This window comes from Collinsella sp. An7 (genome assembly GCF_002159335.1).
Taxonomy (GTDB): domain Bacteria; phylum Actinomycetota; class Coriobacteriia; order Coriobacteriales; family Coriobacteriaceae; genus Coprousia.
Genome location: NZ_NFHP01000005.1, coordinates 215662 through 236357, shown reverse-complemented (window position 1 = coordinate 236357; position 20696 = coordinate 215662). Strand labels below are relative to the sequence as shown.

At 62.7% G+C, this 20696-nt stretch carries 21 protein-coding genes and 3 tRNA genes; 17 read left to right on the top strand and 7 right to left on the bottom strand.

The genetic code is table 11. From position 1 onward, the window contains the following. Positions 1–145 precede the first annotated feature (145 nt). Together B5G20_RS07540 and B5G20_RS07535 are read right to left on the bottom strand one after the other, a co-directional pair. Positions 146–219: transfer RNA gene (locus tag B5G20_RS07540), tRNA-Cys, on the bottom strand. Between the two features lie 45 nt (positions 220–264). Further along, positions 265–340: transfer RNA gene (locus B5G20_RS07535), tRNA-Gly, on the bottom strand. 139 nt (positions 341–479) lie between these two features. Here B5G20_RS07535 and B5G20_RS07530 point away from each other — a divergent pair. The 14 genes from B5G20_RS07530 to B5G20_RS07465 all read left to right on the top strand — a co-directional run bounded on the left by B5G20_RS07530 (position 480) and on the right by B5G20_RS07465 (position 15193). Continuing rightward, on the top strand, positions 480–1400 hold the full coding sequence (locus B5G20_RS07530) for a putative ABC transporter permease (RefSeq protein ID WP_239286922.1): 921 nt from the start codon (positions 480–482) through the stop codon (positions 1398–1400). Between the two features lie 142 nt (positions 1401–1542). Continuing rightward, positions 1543–1617: transfer RNA gene (locus tag B5G20_RS07525), tRNA-Val, on the top strand. A gap of 220 nt (positions 1618–1837) precedes the next feature. Continuing rightward, positions 1838–2191: a single-stranded DNA-binding protein gene (gene ssb, locus B5G20_RS07520; RefSeq protein ID WP_087356291.1), complete on the top strand. Its 354-nt coding sequence runs from the start codon at positions 1838–1840 to the stop codon at positions 2189–2191. 160 nt (positions 2192–2351) lie between these two features. Then, positions 2352–2990 carry a hypothetical protein gene (locus B5G20_RS07515; RefSeq protein WP_087356290.1) on the top strand — a complete coding sequence of 213 codons (639 nt, stop codon included), beginning with the start codon at positions 2352–2354 and terminating at the stop codon, positions 2988–2990. Beyond that, complete coding sequence (locus B5G20_RS07510) at positions 2987–3328, top strand: hypothetical protein (RefSeq protein WP_087356289.1); 342 nt, start codon at positions 2987–2989, stop codon at positions 3326–3328. Before B5G20_RS07515 ends, B5G20_RS07510 begins: the two co-directional genes overlap by 4 nt. A 63-nt stretch (positions 3329–3391) precedes the next feature. Beyond that, complete coding sequence (locus B5G20_RS07505; RefSeq protein WP_087356288.1) at positions 3392–4018, top strand: hypothetical protein; 627 nt, start codon at positions 3392–3394, stop codon at positions 4016–4018. A 39-nt stretch (positions 4019–4057) separates the two neighbouring features. Beyond that, the gene (locus tag B5G20_RS07500; RefSeq protein ID WP_204207712.1) at positions 4058–4363 is read left to right on the top strand and encodes a hypothetical protein; all 306 of its coding nucleotides are present in this window, start codon (positions 4058–4060) and stop codon (positions 4361–4363) included. Further along, complete coding sequence (locus B5G20_RS07495; protein ID WP_087356286.1) at positions 4360–4704, top strand: hypothetical protein; 345 nt, start codon at positions 4360–4362, stop codon at positions 4702–4704. The genes B5G20_RS07500 and B5G20_RS07495 overlap by 4 nt, the downstream gene beginning before the upstream one ends. A 548-nt stretch (positions 4705–5252) precedes the next feature. Next, on the top strand, positions 5253–5459 hold the full coding sequence (locus tag B5G20_RS07490) for a hypothetical protein (protein WP_087356285.1): 207 nt from the start codon (positions 5253–5255) through the stop codon (positions 5457–5459). After that, positions 5459–8716 (top strand): helicase-related protein, encoded by a 3258-nt coding sequence (locus tag B5G20_RS07485; RefSeq protein ID WP_087356284.1) that lies wholly within the window; start codon positions 5459–5461, stop codon positions 8714–8716. Before B5G20_RS07490 ends, B5G20_RS07485 begins: the two co-directional genes overlap by 1 nt. After that, complete coding sequence (locus B5G20_RS07480; protein ID WP_087356283.1) at positions 8713–9492, top strand: DUF4391 domain-containing protein; 780 nt, start codon at positions 8713–8715, stop codon at positions 9490–9492. Before B5G20_RS07485 ends, B5G20_RS07480 begins: the two co-directional genes overlap by 4 nt. Next, a complete protein-coding gene (locus B5G20_RS07475; protein WP_087356282.1) occupies positions 9489–10283 on the top strand; it encodes a hypothetical protein in 795 nt (264 codons plus the stop codon). The genes B5G20_RS07480 and B5G20_RS07475 overlap by 4 nt, the downstream gene beginning before the upstream one ends. Before the next feature lie 16 nt (positions 10284–10299). Then, entirely contained in the window at positions 10300–12189 is a 1890-nt protein-coding gene (locus B5G20_RS07470) for a site-specific DNA-methyltransferase (RefSeq protein ID WP_087356281.1), read from the top strand. Position 12190: 1 nt separating this feature from the next. Continuing rightward, the gene (locus B5G20_RS07465) at positions 12191–15193 is read left to right on the top strand and encodes a DEAD/DEAH box helicase family protein (RefSeq protein WP_087356280.1); all 3003 of its coding nucleotides are present in this window, start codon (positions 12191–12193) and stop codon (positions 15191–15193) included. Between the two features lie 641 nt (positions 15194–15834). On the opposite strand, the gene B5G20_RS07460 is transcribed toward B5G20_RS07465, so the two are convergent. The 4 genes from B5G20_RS07460 to B5G20_RS07445 all read right to left on the bottom strand — a co-directional run bounded on the left by B5G20_RS07460 (position 15835) and on the right by B5G20_RS07445 (position 18333). Next, entirely contained in the window at positions 15835–16206 is a 372-nt protein-coding gene (locus tag B5G20_RS07460) for a hypothetical protein (protein ID WP_087356279.1), read from the bottom strand. Between the two features lie 781 nt (positions 16207–16987). Continuing rightward, complete coding sequence (locus B5G20_RS07455; protein ID WP_143750245.1) at positions 16988–17461, bottom strand: hypothetical protein; 474 nt, start codon at positions 17459–17461, stop codon at positions 16988–16990. A gap of 48 nt (positions 17462–17509) precedes the next feature. Further along, positions 17510–17764, bottom strand: coding sequence for a hypothetical protein (locus tag B5G20_RS07450; RefSeq protein WP_087356277.1), 255 nt, complete (start codon positions 17762–17764; stop codon positions 17510–17512). Beyond that, positions 17761–18333, bottom strand: a complete 573-nt coding sequence (locus B5G20_RS07445; RefSeq protein WP_087356276.1) for a ParA family protein — start codon at positions 18331–18333, stop codon at positions 17761–17763. The genes B5G20_RS07450 and B5G20_RS07445 overlap by 4 nt, the downstream gene beginning before the upstream one ends. Before the next feature lie 434 nt (positions 18334–18767). On the opposite strand from B5G20_RS07445, the gene B5G20_RS07440 reads away from it, so the two are divergent. The 3 genes from B5G20_RS07440 to B5G20_RS10370 all read left to right on the top strand — a co-directional run bounded on the left by B5G20_RS07440 (position 18768) and on the right by B5G20_RS10370 (position 19740). Continuing rightward, positions 18768–19112, top strand: a complete 345-nt coding sequence (locus B5G20_RS07440) for a hypothetical protein (RefSeq protein ID WP_087356275.1) — start codon at positions 18768–18770, stop codon at positions 19110–19112. A gap of 76 nt (positions 19113–19188) precedes the next feature. Beyond that, entirely contained in the window at positions 19189–19521 is a 333-nt protein-coding gene (locus B5G20_RS07435; protein ID WP_239286921.1) for a hypothetical protein, read from the top strand. A 66-nt stretch (positions 19522–19587) separates the two neighbouring features. Next, a complete protein-coding gene (locus B5G20_RS10370; RefSeq protein ID WP_158094421.1) occupies positions 19588–19740 on the top strand; it encodes a hypothetical protein in 153 nt (50 codons plus the stop codon). A 77-nt stretch (positions 19741–19817) separates the two neighbouring features. On the opposite strand, the gene B5G20_RS10165 is transcribed toward B5G20_RS10370, so the two are convergent. Beyond that, on the bottom strand, positions 19818–20669 hold the full coding sequence (locus B5G20_RS10165; RefSeq protein ID WP_143750244.1) for a hypothetical protein: 852 nt from the start codon (positions 20667–20669) through the stop codon (positions 19818–19820). Positions 20670–20696: the final 27 nt, after the last annotated feature.

Genomic DNA, 20696 nt, shown 5'->3' with positions numbered 1-20696 from the left:
GGATGTGCGCCGCAAGGTTGGTACACGAGCGGTCGAGACGACGCAATCCGCTATACATAAGAGATGAGGCGTCCTGGTGGGGGGGGTGCCAGCTCAGGCCAACTGCAAACAAAAAAGGGTGCCACGGGGGCACCCTTAACAATCATGGAGGCGACGCCCAGATTCGAACTGGGGGTAAAGGCTTTGCAGGCCTCTGCCTTACCACTTGGCCACGTCGCCGATGAAAAAGGCCGAACGAGAAATCATCCGGCCCTTCGCATGCAATGGAGCGGACAACGGGGCTCGAACCCGCGACCCCAACCTTGGCAAGGTTGTGCTCTACCAACTGAGCCATGTCCGCTTGGCAAGGAGATACTATACACGGGTCTGTGCGGGAGTGCAAGCATTGTTTTGAAAAATTTTGCTGGGGTAAAATGTGCCCATGTGCTGATGGGCTGTGACCACGGGTTTTGCCGTGATAACCGAGGGATGGGACTTCGTTGCTCACTATCACACTCTTTATCATCTTGGCGTTTGTGGTGGCGCGTTTTGTGATTGGCGCCGTTCAGCGCTACCTCGAGGGGCGAGCGCGCGGCCGGGCCTTCAGCCGGATGCTCAACCAGGGAAGGCTCGACGCCGGTGTTTACGCTGACGCGCTTTGGTCGGCCACAACGAGCGGCGCCCGCAAGGTGCGCGCCCGCGTGTCCAACGAGCAGCGTAACGCCATCATGCAGGCGCGCCTCGAGATGCGCGAGGACTTTCTCAACGACACCAAGCCCGGTGCGTATCAGTACGTGATCATCTTCCTCATTGCCTCGGTGCTGGGGCTTGTGATCGAGACGGTCTATACGTTCATCGTCTTTGGGATTCTCGAGAGTCGCGTGGGGCTTGTGTGGGGGCCGTTCTCGCCGCTGTACGGCGTGGGGGCGGTACTGCTCACCATGGTGCTCTGGCCGCTGCGCAAAGAGAAGGTCTGGAAGATCTTTCTGCTCTCGGCGGTGCTGGGGAGCCTTCTGGAGCAGACGGCCGGGTGGAGCATGGAGACCTTTGCCCATCTGCAATCGTGGACCTATCTGGGCCTGCCCGACCACATCACGCAGTGGATCGCGTGGCGCTTTGTGGCCATGTGGGGGATTCTTGGCGTGGTGTGGTGCCGCGTGATCATGCCGGAGCTCATCTTCCGCATCGGCGAGCCCACGTCGCGCAAGCAAGTGGTGCTCGTGACGCTTCTGGCGGCATTCATCGCGCTTGACGTGGTGATGACGATCGCGTGCTTCTGGCGAGCGGGCCAGCGTCTTGAGGGCATGCCGCCGCGGAACGGCTTTGAGGTCTACGTGGACACGCACTTTGACGACCGGTTTATGGCAAAGACGTTTGAGAACATGCGTATCGGCGAGGATATTCCGCCGGCGGCAAAGTAGGGGAGTGGCCGCGAGGGCGTGATGGGGCGCCGTGCGCTTGGTAACCCCTTCTCGCCCGCGCTTGCGACTTTTTTGAGATTGGTGCTTTACACGCCCCGCGAGGTTCGGTATATTATCACCTGCGCTGCGGCGCACCCTGAACGGGCGTTTAGCTCAGGGGGAGAGCGCTTCCCTGACACGGAAGAGGTCACAAGTTCAAATCTTGTAACGCCCACCACGAATTCGCAGGTCAGAGGCTATAGTCTCTGACCTGTTTTCTTTTCGCCACCAAACCCGCCACCATATCGCCACCATAATCAGAATATTGAGTGTTGAGATAGAGACTGCCGCGATTGCGACAGGCCCTCCTACTGTTGCTCTCTTCTCTCTTTGGCGTCGCTGCCAGCGCCGCCACGGGTGGGTGTGCGTCACTGCCCATAGAGAGAAGGGATCGATTCATGTCAGTCAATTCGGCAGCAATATCGGGACACCTCGTGGAGAACGCCACGCTGCGCTCCACGAAGGGCGGGACCATGGTGCTCAACTTCACCGTGGCCGTCTCGGAGCGCGTGAGAGGCGCGGACGGGGGCTACGAGGAGCGCCCCAGCTACATCGACTGCGCCGTCTTCGGCGCGAGGGCCGAGGCGATCTGCCGATACCTCACCAAGGGTTCGCTCGTCATGGCGCAAGGGCGCCTTCGCCAGCTCTCCTACACCGACCGCCAGGGGCAGCGCCGCAGCAAGGTCGAGGTCATGGTCGACGAGATCGACTGGCGGACCAAGCGCCCGGGGGACGCCCCCGCGGCGGCGTGAGGCCCCGAAAACACTCACACATAAAGGCCGGCGCCGCAGCGGGCGCAGCGGAGATGACACCCCGACTGCTCGACAACGACGAAGAGCGGAGGGGTAATCCGTCGCTGCTGCGCCCGCTGCGGAGACGCCCCCCGAATCCCATGCAGAGAAAGGAATCGCCATGCTCCAGTCGCTCTGTGACCTCCTCAACGTCGCGCTCCGGGACGCCCGGGCCGGGTCCCCGGAGCAGTTCCAGCGCGCCGTTGACGCCTACGTCGACTCCGTCGTCCCCCGGGAGGACCTCTTCGAGATCGGCCTCGTGACCTTCGCGGACTGGTTCCTGTTCGATCACCGCCCCGGGGGCGGCCCCACGCCCCTCTCGCGCTACGCGGCGGGGCTCCCCGCGGGGGCCGCGCGCGACGACGCCTCCTCCGTCGCGGGGACGAACCTCTTCGCCAGCTTCGCATACGACGCCTGCGACACGGACGGCGGCCTCGCCGCGCTCACCGACATCGCGACGGGCATCGCCTACGAGGTCGAGGGATCCCAGCTCACCGACTGCCCGGGATGGGTCGGCTCGGTCGTAACCGGCCGGATTGCTCGGACCACCGACGGGGCATGGCACACCGTGAGCCAGCTCTTTTATCGAGACCGCGCTTCGCTCAAGGTCGGCGTGAGGGTCGCGGGGGACATCCGTGCCTCCGCGCCGGAGGGCGCCCCGCTCTCGCTCGCCTTCGCCGCCGAGCTGCTCGGCGGCGGGCCACTGACCGAGTCGCTGCGCGTGGGCGGCGCGAGTGCGGGGCAGGGGGCCCGGCGATGAGGCGCGCGGCGGCGCCCACGCGCATCCGCCTCGAGAACACGCCCCCGCTCGTGCCGGTGCCCGACCGCTACCGGTGCAACGGCCGCCTCGCCGTCCTGCTCTACGAGGAGGACCCCGAGGAGGGCGACGACGGGCTCTGGTGCGACCTGACGGTCAACCTGCCGGAGCGCGACCTGCCGGGCGACGACTGGGCCTTCGTGCCGGCGGAGAGGCTGCCCTACGCGCGCGCCCTCGAGGGGGAAGGCCTCGCGGAGGTCGGCGCCCCCGTGACCTACGGCGGCTTCGGTCAGGTTGCCCGCGTCGTTCGCTTCGATGCGAGCCTCCGCGCAGGGGCGTGAGGACGCCCCGTGCGGCCGGGGCCCTATCTGATCCACACACAATCGAATAGAGGGGAGACCGTCATGGGCAACCGTGCCGTCATCACCACCGAGAAGAAAGATTTAGGCATCTACCTCCACTGGAACGGAGGCCGTGACAGCGTCGAGGCGTTCCTGCGCTACTGCGACCTGCGTGGGTTCCGCCCGCCGGACTCCGACGAGTACGGGTGGGCGCGCCTGTGCCAGGTGATAGCCAACTTCATGGGCGCGGGGGGCCTCTCCGTCGGCATCTCGAAGTACACGACAGACGAGCGGATGGACCCCGGCGACAACGGCATCTACGTAATCCGGGGTTGGGAGATCGTCGACCGCGTCTACCCATGGGGTGGTTTCGAGGAGCAGGACGAGTACCCGCTCGACATGATGCTCAAGGAAATCGACGCCGCACAGCCAGCTGACCAACAGCTCGGCGCCTTCCTCGACGCCGAGGAGGTGCCGACCTCATCGGTCGAGGTCGGCGACGAGGTCTACGTGCGGCAGGTGGGCGGCCGCTACGAGGCGTTCCCCGTCGTCGGCGTCGGCGACGGGCGAGTCGTGAACGGTCTCGACACCTCCGGCGTGCCCTACGTGCGCATGTACAACGGCGACGCCTGCGCCGACAACATCAACAACTACCTGCGCACGCCCACCGTGCGCCGCGTCCCGAGATAGGAGGCCCCGACCATGGGCGAGCCCATCGGAAAGAGGGTCATGGACACAATCATCGACGTGACCGTCGAGCTCAAGGCCCGCATCAGGCCCAGCTTCGAACCATACGAGGGCGTCTACCGCCTCAACGACTTCGCCGAGTACGTCTCCGAGGGCGACTGGGACGAGGTCTGGTCCCGCTACCCAGGCTGGTGGCCCAAGGCGTGGATGCTCGCCGACAACGGGCAGTTCACATCCGAGCAGATCAGCCGGCTCACCGTGGAGCAGATCGAGCAGCTCTTCGACAGCCCCGCCTTCGAGCCCGAGTACGCGTACTACACGGACGCGGGAGAGGATGGGATGAGATGACGCCCGCCGAGATCAACGAGGTCAGACATCTCGCGGCCGGCTACGCCATCGAGCGCGCCGCCCCGTTCGAGGACGTCACCGGCCTCGCATCCGCGCTGGTCAGGCGCTACCTGCTCACGTTCGAGGAGTCGCTCGACGACTACGCGGCGTCCTGGGACGCCTCCCGCGAGGACCCCGACGGCTGCACCTGGCCCGAGTGGGCCGCGCTCGCCCTCGACGCGCAGGCGCGCTACATAGGCCTCGAGATTGCCCAGTGCGCCGTCGCAATGCTCGATCGCATCGAGAGCAGCGAAGGCGACATTCACGATGTCATGCCCGAGGCCTGGGAAATTGGCCTTTAGGCGTGATGAGGCCCTTGTCCGGGTTTTCCGGGCAAGGGCCGCTCCCTTTTTCTTGTCACGCGCTCTCTACTGCCGATATATGCACAAAATGAGGCACTGGTGCGATGGGAGGTGATTTACATGGACGCAAAGAAATACGTGCTTCGCCTTCTCGAGGATCTAGAGCATGTCACAAGCTCGGAGGAGCGCGAGGCGTTTGATTCGTCTTGGCTGCGTGGTTACGTGCCGGAGTGTCGATTGCTGCGCAGATAGCCCCTGAGCTGGAGCGAGGAGAGGAGGCGTAGTCATCCTTCGCGCGGAGGGAAAACAGTGGACGCCCATCCCCTGGGCCCGGCATTGATGCCCAGGGGATGGGCGTTTTTATTGCCTTGGAAGTTCGGAGAGCTTCTCGTTCGGTTGCGACATATGGCATTAGGCCCATATGGAATTACCGGAGAAGAGGTTCAATCAATCGCCGGACGCCTGTCAGACCGTTGCTACCCTCCAACGTCTCCACCGCTGCTAGAATAAAACAAGTTGTAATGCAAATTGCATTCTCAGGAGCCTTTATGAAGTACAGCGAGCTTTTAGACAGCGGCGCGGCGGCCGGGGAGCTCCAGTCGTTTCTCGTTGGCGGTGACGTCGTTCCGGTGAGCATGCGCATACCGGAGAACCTCCGTGACGCGGCGAAAGAGGCCGCCGAGCTCTCGGGCATGTCGTTCACGAGCTACGTGAAGATGTGCCTCATCGAGCGTCTTGTGGAGCGTGGTCGCTGATGAAACTTCTCGACAACGTCGGCGCCAACAGACTGGGAGACGCGCTCGCCTCGTCCATCGATGAGGGTGCGAAGCTCTCCATCATCAGCGCCTACTTCACCGTCTTCGCGTACAAGGAGCTCAAGGACGAGCTGTCGAAGATCGACAGCGTGCGCTTCCTGTTCAGCGAGCCGACCTTCATCAAGACGATGGAGAGCGCGAAGGACCCGCGCCAGTTCGAGCTCGAACGACGCGGTCGCGAGCGCGGCGTGGGTGGCGTGGGCCTCGAGCTTACGCTTAGAAACAACCTCGACCAGCGGGCCATCGCTCGCGAGTGCGCTGAGTGGATCCGGGGCAAGGGCTCGTTCCGGTCGGCGCGGCAGAGGGGCATGATCCAGCCGGGCGGCACCTACGTCGTCGAGAACCCCGACGGGAGCATGCAGGGCTTTAACGGGATGATGGCGAACTTCACCCAGGAGGGACTCGGCTACGAGCACCGTCCTGGCACCATCACGCTCGTCAACAACTATGAGGGGGCGTCCGAGACCGCCCAGCTCAAGACCATCTTCGATTTCGTCTGGGATAACCCCGACATGGTCGAGGGCGTGACCGAGCACGTCGCCGAGCAGGTTGAGACGCTCTACCGCGAGAACCCGCCCGAGTTCATCTACTTCCTGACGCTCTACCACCTTTTCCGCGATTACATGGAAGACGAGGAGGACAACGGCATCCGCTCCGGCCTCAACTTCGAGGAGTCGGTGGTGTGGAGCAAGCTCTACGACTTCCAGAAGGACGCCGTGGTGGGCGCCATCCGCAAGCTCGAGAAGTACAAGGGCTGCATCATCGCCGACTCAGTTGGCCTGGGCAAGACCTACGAGGCTCTGGCAGTCATCAAGTACTACCAGGAGCGCAACGACCGCATCCTCGTGCTGTGCCCCAAGCGCCTGCGCGAAAACTGGACGCTGTGGACCAACGACAACGACGACCGCAACCCGCTCGCCGACGACCGCTTCAGCTACACGGTGCTCAACCACACCGACCTCTCGCGCTATTCCGGCATGAGCGGCGAGGTGGACCTCGAGCACCTGAGGTGGGGCAACTTCGACCTGCTGGTCATCGATGAATCCCACAACTTCCGCAACAAGAGCACGGACGCCGAGAAGAAGGACCGCTACACGCGCCTCATCGAGGACGTGATCAAGAGCGGGCGGCGTACCAAGGTGCTCATGCTCTCGGCGACGCCGGTCAACAACAGGCTGCTCGACCTGCGAAACCAGATCGAGCTCATCACCGAGGGCGACGACGCCTACCTCGCCGACACCGACGGCATCCCCTCCATCACGCAGGTGACGCGCGTCGCGCAGCAGCGCTTCAACGAGTGGAGCAAGCTGCCCGACGAAGAGCGCACCACCGAGAGCTTCGCCGAGACGGTGAACGCCGACTACTTCAAGCTGCTCGACGTGCTCACCATCGCGCGCAGCCGCAAGCACATCACGAAGTACTACGGAGCGGAGAGCGGCACCTTCCCCACGAGGCGGCCGCCGATTTCGTTCCAGACGCCGATCGACCTTTTGGGCGAGCTGCCGCCCATTGCCGAGCTCAACGACATGATCGCGCAGCTCACCTTCGCCCAGTACCAGCTGCTGGGCTACGTGAGGCACAACCTGCGGAAGAAGTACGAGGACCGCTACGGCGACACCTGGGGCAAGGACTTCGACAGCCAGGTGCACCGCACCGCCGCCGTGGCGAACCTCATGCGGGTGAACGTGCTCAAGCGCATGGAGTCCTCGGTGAACAGCTTCCGTATCACGCTGCGCCGCATCCTCGAGGGCTGCGAGAGCCTGCTCGCCCAGCTCGACGCGCTCGACAGCGGAGGGGCGGCATCCGCCGGGACGACCGGCTGGGACGGCGGCTTCGACGACGATGACGACGCCGCCGAGGAGTTCGAGGCTGGCTCCAAGGTGCAGGTGGATCTTCGCGACGTCGACCGGCTCAAGCTCCGTCCCGACCTCGAGTTCGACGTGACCGTGCTGCGGGCGCTGCTCGAGTACGCCGACGCCGTGACGCCCGAGCGCGACGCCAAGCTCGCCAAGCTCAAGGAGTTCATCGCCGAGAAGGTCTCGCACCCGTACAACCCCGACAACCGCAAGGTGCTCGTGTTCAGCGCGTTCTCCGACACGACGACCTACCTCTTCGACCAGCTCGCCCCGTGGCTCAAGGACGAGCTCGGCATGGAGTGCGCCGAGGTGAGCGGCGACCGCAACCGCACCTATTCGCTCAAGCTCAGGCGCACCTCGTTCGAGAACATCCTCGCCCGCTTCTCGCCGGTCTCCAAGGAGCTGCCCGACGCGCAGCGCGCGCAGGGCGAGATCGACGTCGTGCTCGCCACGGACTGCATCTCCGAGGGCCAGAACCTGCAGGACTGCGACTGCCTGGTGAACTACGACATCCACTGGAACCCCGTGCGCATCATCCAGCGCTTCGGCCGCATCGACCGCCTGGGGTCGCGCAACACCCAGATCCAGCTCGTCAACTTCTGGCCCGACATCGCGCTCGACGAGTACATCCAGCTCGAGGGGCGCGTGAAGGGGCGCATGGCTCTTCTCGACGCATCCGCCACCGGCGAGGAGAACGTGCTCGAGTCGAAGGCCTCGGGCGAGATGAACGACCTCAAGTACCGCCGCCAGCAGCTCAAGCAGCTGCAGGAGGAGGTGCTCGACCTCGAGGATATCTCGGGCGGCATCTCCATCACCGACCTGCAGTTCGACGACTTCCGCGTGGAGCTCCAGCGCTACGCTAAGGAGCACCCGGGCCTGCTGGAGAACGCGCCCATGGGCGTGCACGCCGTGGCGCCCATCCCCGACGAGCTGCGCGGCGAGGTTGAGCCCGGCGTCATCTTCTGCCTCATGCAGAACGACGACGCGCGAAACCCCATGGACGCCAACCCTACCTTCCCGTACTACGTGGCTTACGTCACCGCCGACGGCACGTGCGTCACCAAGCACACGCAGCCGAAGACCGCGCTCGACATCATGCGGGCGGCATGCGCCGGCCACGCAGAGCCCATTGCCGACCTCTGCCGCGCGTTCAACCGCGAGACGAAGGACGGCCTCCGCATGGGCGCATACACCGACCTGCTCAACACCGTGGTCTCCTCGATCACAGGCGTGCAGGAGGAGAAGGGCGTCGACTCGCTGTTCAGCCTGGGCGAGGTCGGGGGCGGCGCGGTCTCCGGGTTCGACGACTACTCGCTCGTGAGCTTCGTGGTGCTGCGATGAGCGTTGAGTGGAACGACATATTCCGGCTGCCGTCTGCCGCTCTCGCCGGCAGGCGCGTCCCCAAGACAACGCTCACGAAGAACGCCCACCTCACTCGGCTCGAGCAGAAGGCGCTGGACAAGGTCTCCTTTATCGAGCACTGGGCCACCGTCCAGAAGTCCTCGACGCGCATACCGCCGCACGTCGACGAGGAGCGCGACATCCAGGCAGTCGTGTTCCTGCGCTGCGAGCTCACGGGCCGCTCCGCCGCCTACGCCGAGCTGGCGCGCGTCATCCATCCGTGCTTCCCCAACCCCACGGTGTTGCTGCTCGAGAACGGCGGCGAGGTGTGCCTGAGCTGCGCCGTCACAAGGATGAGTCAGGCGGAGCGCGGCGCGACCGTGGTGGAGGACGTCACGTCGACGGGAGGGTTCGACCCGGCCGACCCGCTCTACGCGTCGCTCCTCGCTGACCTGGCGCTCAATCGGATGCCGCAGGGCGACCTCTACGAGTGCGTGCGGGAGCTCTCGTGGCTCCTACGTTTGGGGCGCCTCACGGGCTCGCTCGGCTTCTACCCGAGCTGCGCACCCGCGCAGCGGGTGCGCCTGCTCGAGCTCTCCTCCGAGCGCGACGAGCTTGTGGCGAGGCGAAACACCATCGCCGAGCAGCGCCGCAGCCGAGACCTCACGCTCAACGAGACAGCAAAGTTGCGCATGGAGCAGCACGAGGTCGAAGGAATGGCCGAGCGTTTGTTTGAAGAAATCAACGAGATTTGCTCGAAGGGAGCTACGTCTTGAGCATTATCGATACTTACCTTTCCGAAGCTAGGAGCGCGCTTGCGACGGGCGACCCCCGCGAGGTCGACCGGATCGCCCGGGAGATCGTCTCGGCGTTCCATGGCGAGATCCCTCACCTCTCCTCGTACAGGGGCGCCCGGATCATCGGTGACGGACGCGACATGCACAGCCCCGATGACCTTAGGAAGCTCGTCGGAAAGCTCCGCGTCCTCAGGGAGGAAAAGGACAGGGAGCTCTACGGCCCTTATGGCCTTGATACCATCTCTGAGCATATCCGCCTTCTTGAGGACGCGATGGATACCGGCATAGAGGGCGATGAACTAAAGGCACTATACGAGCGCGTTGACCACGTGTATGCAAACTACTACAAATCGTATGTTAGCGGGCTTTGCGGTTGGAAATATCAGGACGATGACCCCAGCGACGAGCAGACTGAACTCAGGATTGAGAAGCTCAAGCATTTTCGTGATGACGAGCTGAGAAAGATAAGGATAGCCGAGGCACAAGGTGCGAACCTTAGCGTCAGCGCCACAAGCGAGAGTTCGTCAACCTCGAGTGCGAGCATCCAGATGTCTGTTGCCATCGAGCAGATCGACAACCTTCCCGACTCCAGTCTCGCCGAAGACGAGAAGATCGTGTTGAAAGGCATGATGGCTGACCTGCAGACGAAAGACGCAGGGAAGCGGGAAGGGAAGCTGCAGAAGATATTGGGTTGGCTCGCGAACAAGGGTACCGACGTCTTCATTGCTGCCATGCCCTATATCGTTCAGGCAGTTCAGTCGCAAATGTGATAATAGGAGTGCAACTATGGCTGAAATCGAGAAAATGAACCTTGTGTCCCTTGACGTCATCGACGAGCGTCTCGAGCGTATGCGCGAGCTGTTCCCTGAGATCTTTACTGAGGGAGGCATCGACTTCAATAAGCTGAGGCTCGAGCTGGGTGACGAGGTCGATGACGGCGACGAACGCTACGCGTTCTCCTGGAAAGGCAAGCACGATGCGATTCGGCTCTCCCAAACACCGAGCGCCGGGACGCTTAGGCCATGCCCAGAGCTGAGCACGAACTGGGAGGCTACGGGGAACCTCTTCATCGAGGGAGAGAACCTCGAGGTCCTGAAACTCCTCCAGCGTTCGTATCACGGCTCAATAAAGCAGATATACATTGATCCCCCTTACAACACCGGAGGCGACTTCGTTTACTCCGACTCCTACAGCGATCCAATCAGGCACTACCTAGAGCTTGCCAACTTGCAGGAGCAATCGAACCCCGACACCAGTGGGGCGAACCACACCCGTTGGTGTAACCTGATGTATCCGCGCCTCAGGCTGGCTAGAGAGCTCCTTTCGAATGACGGTGCGATCTTTATTAGCATCGATGACCATGAGTATAAGAACGCCATCGAAATATGCCACGAGATCTTCGGGGAGGCGAACTACATCGCCACCATCGTTCGCAACACCAACAGTTCGAAGAACCAGAGTCTCTTCGTGTCCGTCAGCCATGAGTACTGCCTCGTCTACGCCAAGAACATTGACGTCCTGAAGGAGAAGCACGCGGACAACAAGTGGGCAGTCGAGAAGAACAACGTTGACGAGTACGTCGCCAAGGTGAAGCAGCTCCAGAAGATGGGGCTCTCCGCGGAAGAGATCACTGAGGAGCTCAAGACCCTCACGAAGTACCCCCGCTTCACCGACTTCGTCAACTACTGGTACTTTGACGAGCGCGGGCTTTACCGTAAGGGAGATATGGGCGGCGTTCCAAACGGAAACCCAGAGCCCATTTTCAATCCCTTGACCGAAAAAAACGACCCTGTTCCTCCTGGTGGCTTTCGCTACAAGCCCGATACAATGAAAAAACTAATCGATGAGGGTCGCATTCACTTCCACACGGACGGAAGCCTCCCCACCGTTAAGCGTTATCTTTCCGAGAACATGGCCCAGAGACCAAAGTCCATCATGTCGGATGACCAACGTCCCGACGTCAACATGCTGAACAAGGAGTTCGAGACTCCGTTCGACAACCCCAAGCAGCTCAGCTTCATCGAGCGAATTGTGAGCATTTCGGATCCTGACGCCATCGTGCTCGACTTCTTCGCGGGGTCGGCAACCACCGCGCATGCCGTCATGAAGCTGAATGCGGAAAAGGGGGCCGAGCGCAGGTTCATCATGGTGCAGATCCCCCAGCCGTGCCCCGCCAAATCGGACGCATCGAAGCTCGGCTTTCACAACATCTGCGAGATTGGGGAGGAGCGCCTTCGCAAGGCGGCGAGCAAGATTGCCTCCGAGTGCGCGGGCTCCAGCGAATCAGACATGGGTTTCAAGGTATTTAGGCTCGACTACTCGGGAATCGAGAAGCCCAAGCCCGGGCAGCTCACCCTTAACGTGATGAAACCGGATCGATCGGAACTGGATATCGTCTACGAGATGATGCTCAAGTGGGGGCTCGAGCTCACCCTTCCCGTCGAGCAGGAGGAGCTGGCTGGCTACCCCTGCTACACCGTCGCCTACGGCGAACTCGTGTGCTGCCTGGCCCCCGGCCTCGCCATCGACGTGCTCGAGGCGATCGCGAAGATCGAGCCGCGCCGTGTACTCATGCTCGACAGCATCCTGGACGATTCGCTCAAGCTGAACGCCGTCCAGATATTCAAGCGCGTCGAGGAGCGCACCGGACGCGAAGTCGAGCTGAGGACGGTTTAGCATGGCTACACTCGAGCTTAAATTCTCCGCTGACCAGCAGTACCAGATCGACGCCGTGGGCAGCATCTGCGACCTGTTCCGCGGGCAGGAGTTCATGAATGGTGAGTTCCTGGCGGAGGCGGCCGGCGAGCGAGGCCTCTTCGACACCGTCGGCCACTCCAACGGCATGCGGCTGTCCGCCCAGCAGCTCGAGGCGAACCTCCACGGCGTCCAGGAAGAGAACGCTCTCGCGCCCACCGACGTCCTCACCGACGGCAGGCTGCGGGACTTCACCGTCGAGATGGAGACCGGCACCGGCAAGACGTACGTGTACACCCGTACCATCTTCGAGCTGAACCGTCGCTACGGACTCACGAAGTTCATCATCGTTGTGCCCTCCGTTGCCATCCGTGAGGGCGTTCTCAAGAGCTTCCGGAGTACGAAGAGCCACTTCGCGACGCTCTACGACAACGCGCCCATGGACGTGTTCATCTACGATTCCAAGAACATGGGGCCAGTTGGCAACTTCGCAACCTCGAGCACGATTCAGGTTATGATCATCAACATCGGCAATTTCAACAAGGGCTTCCAGAACGATGGCGACGCTGATGAAGGGAACATCTTCCACCGCCCGAGCGAGGATCTCCCCAGCGGGCGCAGCCCGCGCGAGCTCGTCGCGGAGTGCCGACCGATCGTCATCATCGACGAGCCCCAAAGTGTCGACAATACCGCGAAGGCCAAGGCCGCAATCCGCAGCCTGAACCCGCTGTTCGTGCTGCGCTACTCCGCCACGCACAAGGAGGAGTACAACAAGGTCTACACGCTCACCCCGACGGACGCCTTCCAGCAGGGGCTCGTCAAGGGCATCTGCGTCGACTCGGTCCTCACGCAGGAGGACCTCAACGGCTCCTACGTGCGCCTCGAGTCGACCAAGAAGGATCCGTTCTCCGCCCGCCTGACCATCGACGTGAAGCAGAGGGACGGAAGTCAGAAGCGCAAGGCGGTGACCGTGAAGCCCGGGCGCAGCCTCTACGACGCCAGCAACGAGAACCCCGACTACGAGTCCGGCTGGATCGTGAGCAACATCTCCGCCGCCGAGGACGACCAGTTCGTCGAGTTCCTCAACGGAGAGCGCATCGAACTCGGGCAGGCCGTCGGCGACGTCGCCGAGGAGGCTATCAAGCGCGCCCAGATCCGCCGCACCATCGAGGACCACCTCCAGAAGCAGCTCGAGCTCTACCCACGGGGCATCAAGGTCCTGTCGCTGTTCTTCATCGACAAGGTCGAGCGGTACCGCCTCTACGACCCAGTCCGCAGCGGCGAGTACGCGCAGATGTTCGAGGAGGAGTACGCCGACGCCGTCGAGAAGTGGCGACCGCGCTACGAGAAGGCTGGCGTCCCCCTCGACAACGACCCGGCGGCCGTCCACACCGGCTACTTCGCTCGGGACGGTAAGAAGCGGTTCAAGAACTCCACCGCCTCGGCGAGCACCGCGGCGGACGTCGAGACCTTCTCCCTCATCATGGAGGAGAAGGAGACGCTGCTCTCCTTCCCTGCTGCGATGGACACCGAGGAGGAGCGCGCGAAGAAGCGCGTCCAGTTCATCTGGTCGCACTCCGCGCTCAAGGAGGGATGGGACAACCCAAACGTCTTCCAGATCTGCACCCTCGTGGAGACCAAGGACACCATGACCAAGCGCCAGAAGGTCGGGCGCGGCCTCAGGCTCTGCGTCGACCAGAACGGCGAGAGATGCTACGACGAAGACGTCAACGTGCTCACGGTCGTCGCCAACGAGAGCTACGACACCTTCGCGCGGCAGCTCCAGAACGAACTCGAGAAGGACGGCGTGAGATTCGGCATCATCACGCCCGAGACCTTCACCGCCGTCACCATCGAGAGGGACGGTTCCGAGGAGCGCATCGGCTACGCCGGGTCCAAGGCGATATTCGACTCCTTCCAGCAGGCGGGTCTCATCGACAAAAAGGGCAACGTCTCGCCCGAGCTCAAGCTCGCCGCCGAGCTCGGCACGGTCGAGCTGCCGGCCGAGCTCGAGGGCGCCAAGGAGCAGGTCGAGGCGCTGATCGTGCATAAGGCCCAGAAACTTCAGATCAAGGACAAGTCCAACGAGGTCACCGTCGAGCTCCGCAAGGACGTCAGCGAGGACCCCGCCTTCCAGGAGCTCTGGGAACGCATCAGGAAGAGGACGCGCTTCGAGGTCGACGTGGACTCCGACAAGCTCGTCTCCGACGCCATCGAGTCGGTGCGGGGCATGCCCCGCGTCGAGGCGCCTCAGGTCCTCTCTACGCGCGCCGACATCAGCGTCGACGACACGGGCGTGGGCGCCGAGGCGACGGCAACCTCAATCGTCCAGATAGGGGGCCGGCGGGTCTACGACCTCCCTGACCCGATTGCCGAGCTGCAGGACGCTGTGGGGCTCACCCGGGCAACCATCAAGCGGATCCTCGAGGGCTGCGGGCGCTTCGATGAGTTCTCCGTCAACCCGGCGCAGTTCCTCGCACAGGTCGCGACCAAGATCAACAAGGCGAAGAACGAGGCGGTTGCCGAGGGAATCAAGTACACCAAGCTGCCAGATGACGAGTGGTACACGATGGAGGACCTGGAACCCGGCGAGCTGAAGGCATACCTCGGACAGAACGCATGGGAGCCCCGGAACGGCAAGAGCCTCTACACTTATGTCGTCTACGACTCGTCGAGTGTGGAGAAGCCCTTTGCGGTTGAGCTTGACCAGGCAGAGGAGGTCAAGGTTTTCGCCAAGCTTCCCTCCCGCTTCAAGATTGACACGCCTTTGGGCGGCTATAACCCCGACTGGGCCTACGTCGTTGAGAAAGATGGCGAGCACCGCGTCTACTTCGTCACCGAGACGAAGGGCGGCGGCAACAACGACATCCGCGTCAGCAAGAAGGAGGACACGAAGATCAGATGCGCGAGGAGGCACTTTGAGGCGATCGGTTCGCCCGACCTCGAGTACAACGTGAGGACCACGTATCACTCCATCGGCTTCTAGGGCTGCTTCGAAACGAACGTGGCAGACCGACTCTGAAAAGCAAACTTGCGACATGCCTGCGCCCTGCCCGAGACGTCAGGGCGCAGGCCTTTTCGTTGCCCACCAGTTGGGGGTCGGTGCGCGCATTAAGTAGGGTGGGGGCCAGGGTGAACGGGGCGCGACAAGGGTGGGGCTCGCCGCTTCGTCACGCGGCCGCAGCGCGCGCAGCAATGTTCCCATCCCCCGAGGATTACTCAATTGAAAAAAGAGAGAGGGTGCTTCGCCGCTGCGGCTGCTGCGGCGAAGCACCCAATCACTAGAGGGCGGGCTCTTATAGCTCCGGGCCCGAGCAAGCCCTTGAGCGAGGCTTGACTGCAACGTCTTCGTCCTCGGCGAGCTCGAGATACATGCGGGAGACCTCGAGATGTCGCGCGTTGCGAGACTCGCTCTCGTGGAGCCTGACCGCGGCGTTCGGGCAGACCGATTCGTCGGCGCCCCCCCCGCGGTCTCGCCACCGGCCCGGGTCTCGCCGCTCTCATGCGCATCGCGTCGAGTGGCCTCGAGCCTCTTCAGCAGGAGCAGTCGCTCGCGGCGCCCCGCGCGATCGGCGTCCTCGTCCGGCGGCGTCGCCGCGCACCGCCGCTCGTGGGCGCGCATCCGGGTCACTCCGAGCCGACGGGGAGCGCCGCGGGGTCGTCCTCGTCGGCGAGCTGCGCCTCTGCCTCGGCGATGTTGCGGCGCAGGCTGCGGTACGCGCGCAGAGCGTCCTCCGTCCCCGGGGTGGGCCCGGCGACCATGAGCCCCTCGCGGCGCGGCTTGAGCTCGGCGAGCAGCAGCACGAGCTCGTCAGGGTCGAGCGCGTGCCAGTCCCCAAACCAGGCGAGCACGAGCTCTCCGAGCGTCGTGCACGCGCAGGCACGGGCAGAGCGCTCGCGCCGTTCGTGTTTCGCGATCTCGTCGCGGCGCTGCGCGCGGAGCTGCTCGATGCGCGCGTCCAGGCTCTCGATGGACTCCTCGTACGTCATCTTCGACATGGGCTACTCCGACCAGACGATACCGTTTACCTGCCTATATTCTAGCACTTTACTTGACTAAAGTACATAAGAAAGGTAGCATATCAGGTGGGGGTAAAGCGCACTTATATGTCACCGCTGCGTGGCGACGTGCGGCCTCCCGGCGGGCCCTGCGGGGCTGGCCGATGACGGCGAGGGGTGCGGCGGTGCACGCTTACATGGATTACAAAAGGTCGTGTAACCAACGTTTCCGCAGTTCAGAGGGCATGTTCCCGGAAAAAGACCCAAAAAGCCGTGTAACTAATAAAACCGCAGCTCAAAGGGCGTTTTTTTCGGATAATTACACGGGTTACACGTTTTCGGCCGTTATTCCCTTCCACGTTAACAAACGGTCTTTTGCTTTCGCGCACGTCTAAAACCTTCGAAAACGTGTAACTTGTGTAATATTCGGACTTTTTAGCCTGTTTACCTGCGGTTTTGTTAGTTACATGAACACTTGTTCGCTTTTAGGGTAAAAGTGCTGTTTACCTGCGGAAACGTTGGTTACACTGCGATTTGTAACTTGTGTAATCAGATGTGCGGAAAGGGCCGTTCGGAGACGTCTCCCCGGAACGCCGCTTCGCAGCCCCGCCCTCACCCGCACCACCTTGCGTCATCCCTCACCGGCGGCCCGCCCGCGCAGCGGGCGGCGGCCGCAGCCCCCGGAGACGGGCCGCCGCGACCGCCCCAGCGACGCCACGGAAAAGGGCGCCCGCCCCGGTCTCCCGGAACGGTCGCCCCGCCGCGTCCGCCTCGATCGTCGCTATGCCAGAAACTCGCCCGTATCGAGGTCGACGAAGTCCGCGAGACAGGTTTTCGCGTGGAAGTCGTCGCCGTACTCGCCGGCCCTCGTCTGCTCGTCGAACTTGAACGAGACGTTATAGAGCCGCCCCGCCTTAGTTCGCCTGACGAGTCCGTGGCCCAGCAGGAACCCGATCGCGCGGCGGTGCGCCTCGGCGTCGTCTCCGTTGAGGTAGAAGCAGCAAACGCCGGTACCGGCGCGCGACAGGGCGACGTGCTTCGCCGTGCTGCGCTTCGCCTCGATGACCGCGCCCGTGACGACGGCCTCGCGCACCAGCTCGTCGGCGCGCTCGAGGTCGGCCGTCATGTACATCCACTTGCCGCAGCGCTTCGGGTCGAGCTCGCCCACGCGCGCGGCGTCGATGTAGTAGACCCAATGTGGGTTCTCGTCGCGGACGACGCCGTCTGCGATGACCTCGATTCCCATGTAAATCACTCCAATCCAAAGATGGCTGCCTGTCTACCGAGCCGCGCCCGTCGTCCGTCATGAACGTCCCGCCTCCTGCTCGACTCGAGCGCGGTCCTCGCGCATGAGCAGCTTCACGTACCCCGACCGCGTGAGCCCGAGCTCGCGCGATCGGCGGTCGAGCCACCTGCGCTCGTCGACCGTCAGCGACATCTGCCAGCGGGTGCGCTCGGCCCTCGGCTCCGGCATCGGCGCGCCGTCGCGTATCGCGTCGGCGACCGTCTCCTGCTCGTCGCGGTTCCGCTTACCGAAACGCTTGACTCCGTCCGTCATGCCAGCACCTCCCCGACGACGACCCCGCACAGCTCGTCGACCGCCACGGACACCCGAGCGCGCCGGTTGAGCTCGACGACGCTCTTGCGCGTCTCCTCGGCCTGGACGACCAGCTCGGCCTGCGGCACGTGGAACACGTTCCAGCCCCGGGCGTCCCACTCGTCCTCGTGGCGCCTGAACGAGCGCGCCGTGCGGAAGCGGTTCCAGCAGTTGACCACGAGGAAGCCCGCAGCGCCCTCGCAGACGTCCTCGACGAGCCCGAGCATGCGCTCGGTGGCCGTGACGCCGCGCTCGCTCGGCCTCACCGGCACGACGACCGCGTCGGCCTCGGTGAGCACGTCGCGCAGCTCGGCGCGCAGCGCGCCCGGCGTGTCGATGATGCGCACGCGGGCGCCCTCGACGTCGTCCGAGGCGTGGGACATGCCGCCCTGCGGGTCCAGCTCCACGAGCTCGCAGGGGACGTCGTTGCGGTCGCACCAGAACGCGAGCTCGTCGGCGATGAAGCTCTTGCCGACGCCGCCCTTCTGGTTCACGACGGCGATGGTGGGGATGTGGTTCGTCTTGGTCATATTCACCCCGTATCAACTGCTATTATGCGATTTAATTATACCACTGGCTAATATATTCCCATTCAGCATGTCATGACTTTTTCAGCATTTTTTTCGCACTAAAAGCGCTGTAAGTCAGCTGTTACTCCGCCGATTTTCCGCCGCGTCCCGTCAAACGCCCCGCAAACGGCCCTTCATCGTCCACCGCTCCTCAAAGCGCCATCGAGCGTCCCTCAAAGCGCCCATCATCGGACACCCCCCGCCCTGCGCGCCCCGTATCCGTTCAGCGTCCCGTCAAACGCCTCGCAAACGACCATTGAGCGGACGCGCCCGCCCCGCGCCGCCGCCGCGTCCATTCAACGGCTCCCAATCGTCCCTTTAACGTCCACGAGGGCCCCGCGTGCCCGCGCGGCCACGGACGGCCCCTCGACGGCAATCGGAGAGAGGAGCCAGCCATGCTCACGTTCACCACGATTCAGATCCGGGTCCCGGGCGCCCCCGCGCTCACGCCCGCGCTCGGCCGCTACGAGGCCAACGGCCGCCCTGCGGTCCTGCTCTACGAGCTCGAGCCCGAGGACGAGTTCGACGACGGCCTGTGGTGCGACCTGACAGTCAACCTGCCCGAGCAGGCGCTTCCCGGAGACGACTGGGCGTTCGTCCCCACGGACAACCTCATGTACCTGCGCGAGCTCGAGCGCCTGGGCCTCGCCGAGGTGGGCACTGCCGTGCGCTACGGCAACTTCGGCCAGATGGCGGTCATGGCGCGCCTCGCGCCCGCGCTCATCGCCGAGGAGGGGTGAAGATGCAGGCGCGGGCCTGCTTCCAGGCGGCGCACCGCATCAAGAGAATCGTCTCACGAGGTCAGGAGGGATGACCATGGGCAACGCAATCGGATCCGAGGCCATGAGCCGGGTCCTCGACGTGACCGACGAGCTCAGGGCGTGCGTCCGCGACGAGTTCGAGCCGTACGAGGGCGTCTACCGCCTGAATGACATGGGCGAGTACGTCGCCGAGGAGGACTGGCTGAACGTCTGGGCCGCCTACCCGAGCTGGTGGCCCCATGCGTGGATACTCGCCGACAACGGGCAGTTCACATCCGACGAGGTCAGCCGCATGAGCGTCAAGGAGATCGAGGCCGCCTACGGTGACCCGGCCTTCGAGCCGGAGTACGCCTTCTACACGGAGGCGGGCGAGGACGGCCTGATGTAAACCATGGTTTCACCTCGGCCGCGCCCGGGGCGCTACGCTCGTGCGCGACCGAGGGGAGGTGAGACCATGGACGCGAGGACCTACGTTCTGCACCTGCTCGAGGACCTGGCGCACGTCACGAGCGGCGAGGAGCGCGACGCTTTCGACCCCGCGTGGCTGCGCGGCTATGTCGCCGGCGTCGCCACGGCGGCGCAGTACGCGCTCGAGGGGGGGGGATAACGAGAAAGTAGACGAATAGACGAAACCCCTGCCCAGACGTAGCGTCTGGACAGGGGTTTCGTAATTGCTCGAACATATCAGACGACTGACAATGCTTCTGACCAATCGTCGGGAATACTTGCCGCTGGATAATACTGAAGGGGGGATTCGTTGATTTCTGTGACAACCGACCCCGAAATACCACCGCGTTTTATCCAGCTTTTTCCATCTGCCTGAAATGCCACTTCATATAATCGACATCTATCGTCATTTCCAGCCTGCAAACATATTGTCTCAATCAAAGAAGACCAGCTGTCTGGAACCTTCATTTGATAAGAACCACGGTTAAGGAACCTAATCTTGATTCGCTTGTTTTTATCATTAATCATCTCTCCGGCACTTGTGTTTGCATATGTGCCTGTGCGTAGTTGCTCAGCAACATAGGTGATTACAACGTTTTCAATTCGATCAAACGAAAAGTTGTTGATTTGAATGCAATCTGTCTTATCTTTAGCCCGGCAGATAGTAATATTGCGAACTTTGTCAGTAACTGCATCACGTGATCGAATATACCATCTCAAAATTAGCATCACACCAGCTAGGAAAAGCAAGGAAATGCTGGACATGGGAAGGGCTATCTCTCGGCCAACACGCACATCCGCAAGCACAGAGATGATGAGAAGAATGAATGCACCACCGATAATGAGTCCGGAATATGTTCGAACGAAGTATTCCAAATAATCGAGAAAGAAATGGAGAATCGCCCAAACAACTATTGGGAGGCCAAGAATCGCTCCAAATATGCCCAGGTCAAGATTGTCTGTATCAATCCCCATAAGTCTTGCGACGATGAAAATAACGAAAACGATGGCGACTGCAACGACTGATAGTCCTCCCGCTATTTCTTTGATATCTCTGAGCGTGTTGCTTTTCTCGTTCTTCTTCTCCATTAGGCTTTTCTCCTCAACTTTTCTCCT

Bases quoted from the DNA above. Each gene is read 5' to 3' on its own strand.
- ssb (WP_087356291.1), top strand. From the start codon at position 1,838: ATGTCAGTCAATTCGGCAGCAATATCGGGACACCTCGTGGAGAACGCC.
- B5G20_RS07515 (WP_087356290.1), top strand. From the start codon at position 2,352: ATGCTCCAGTCGCTCTGTGACCTCCTCAACGTCGCGCTCCGGGACGCC.
- B5G20_RS07510 (WP_087356289.1), top strand. From the start codon at position 2,987: ATGAGGCGCGCGGCGGCGCCCACGCGCATCCGCCTCGAGAACACGCCC.
- B5G20_RS07505 (WP_087356288.1), top strand. From the start codon at position 3,392: ATGGGCAACCGTGCCGTCATCACCACCGAGAAGAAAGATTTAGGCATC.
- B5G20_RS07500 (WP_204207712.1), top strand. From the start codon at position 4,058: ATGGACACAATCATCGACGTGACCGTCGAGCTCAAGGCCCGCATCAGG.
- B5G20_RS07495 (WP_087356286.1), top strand. From the start codon at position 4,360: ATGACGCCCGCCGAGATCAACGAGGTCAGACATCTCGCGGCCGGCTAC.
- B5G20_RS07490 (WP_087356285.1), top strand. From the start codon at position 5,253: ATGAAGTACAGCGAGCTTTTAGACAGCGGCGCGGCGGCCGGGGAGCTC.
- B5G20_RS07485 (WP_087356284.1), top strand. From the start codon at position 5,459: ATGAAACTTCTCGACAACGTCGGCGCCAACAGACTGGGAGACGCGCTC.
- B5G20_RS07480 (WP_087356283.1), top strand. From the start codon at position 8,713: ATGAGCGTTGAGTGGAACGACATATTCCGGCTGCCGTCTGCCGCTCTC.
- B5G20_RS07470 (WP_087356281.1), top strand. From the start codon at position 10,300: ATGGCTGAAATCGAGAAAATGAACCTTGTGTCCCTTGACGTCATCGAC.
- B5G20_RS07465 (WP_087356280.1), top strand. From the start codon at position 12,191: ATGGCTACACTCGAGCTTAAATTCTCCGCTGACCAGCAGTACCAGATC.
- B5G20_RS07460 (WP_087356279.1), bottom strand. From the start codon at position 16,206: ATGTCGAAGATGACGTACGAGGAGTCCATCGAGAGCCTGGACGCGCGC.
- B5G20_RS07450 (WP_087356277.1), bottom strand. From the start codon at position 17,764: ATGACGGACGGAGTCAAGCGTTTCGGTAAGCGGAACCGCGACGAGCAG.
- B5G20_RS07445 (WP_087356276.1), bottom strand. From the start codon at position 18,333: ATGACCAAGACGAACCACATCCCCACCATCGCCGTCGTGAACCAGAAG.
- B5G20_RS07440 (WP_087356275.1), top strand. From the start codon at position 18,768: ATGCTCACGTTCACCACGATTCAGATCCGGGTCCCGGGCGCCCCCGCG.
- B5G20_RS07435 (WP_239286921.1), top strand. From the start codon at position 19,189: ATGGGCAACGCAATCGGATCCGAGGCCATGAGCCGGGTCCTCGACGTG.
- B5G20_RS10370 (WP_158094421.1), top strand. From the start codon at position 19,588: ATGGACGCGAGGACCTACGTTCTGCACCTGCTCGAGGACCTGGCGCAC.
- B5G20_RS10165 (WP_143750244.1), bottom strand. From the start codon at position 20,669: ATGGAGAAGAAGAACGAGAAAAGCAACACGCTCAGAGATATCAAAGAA.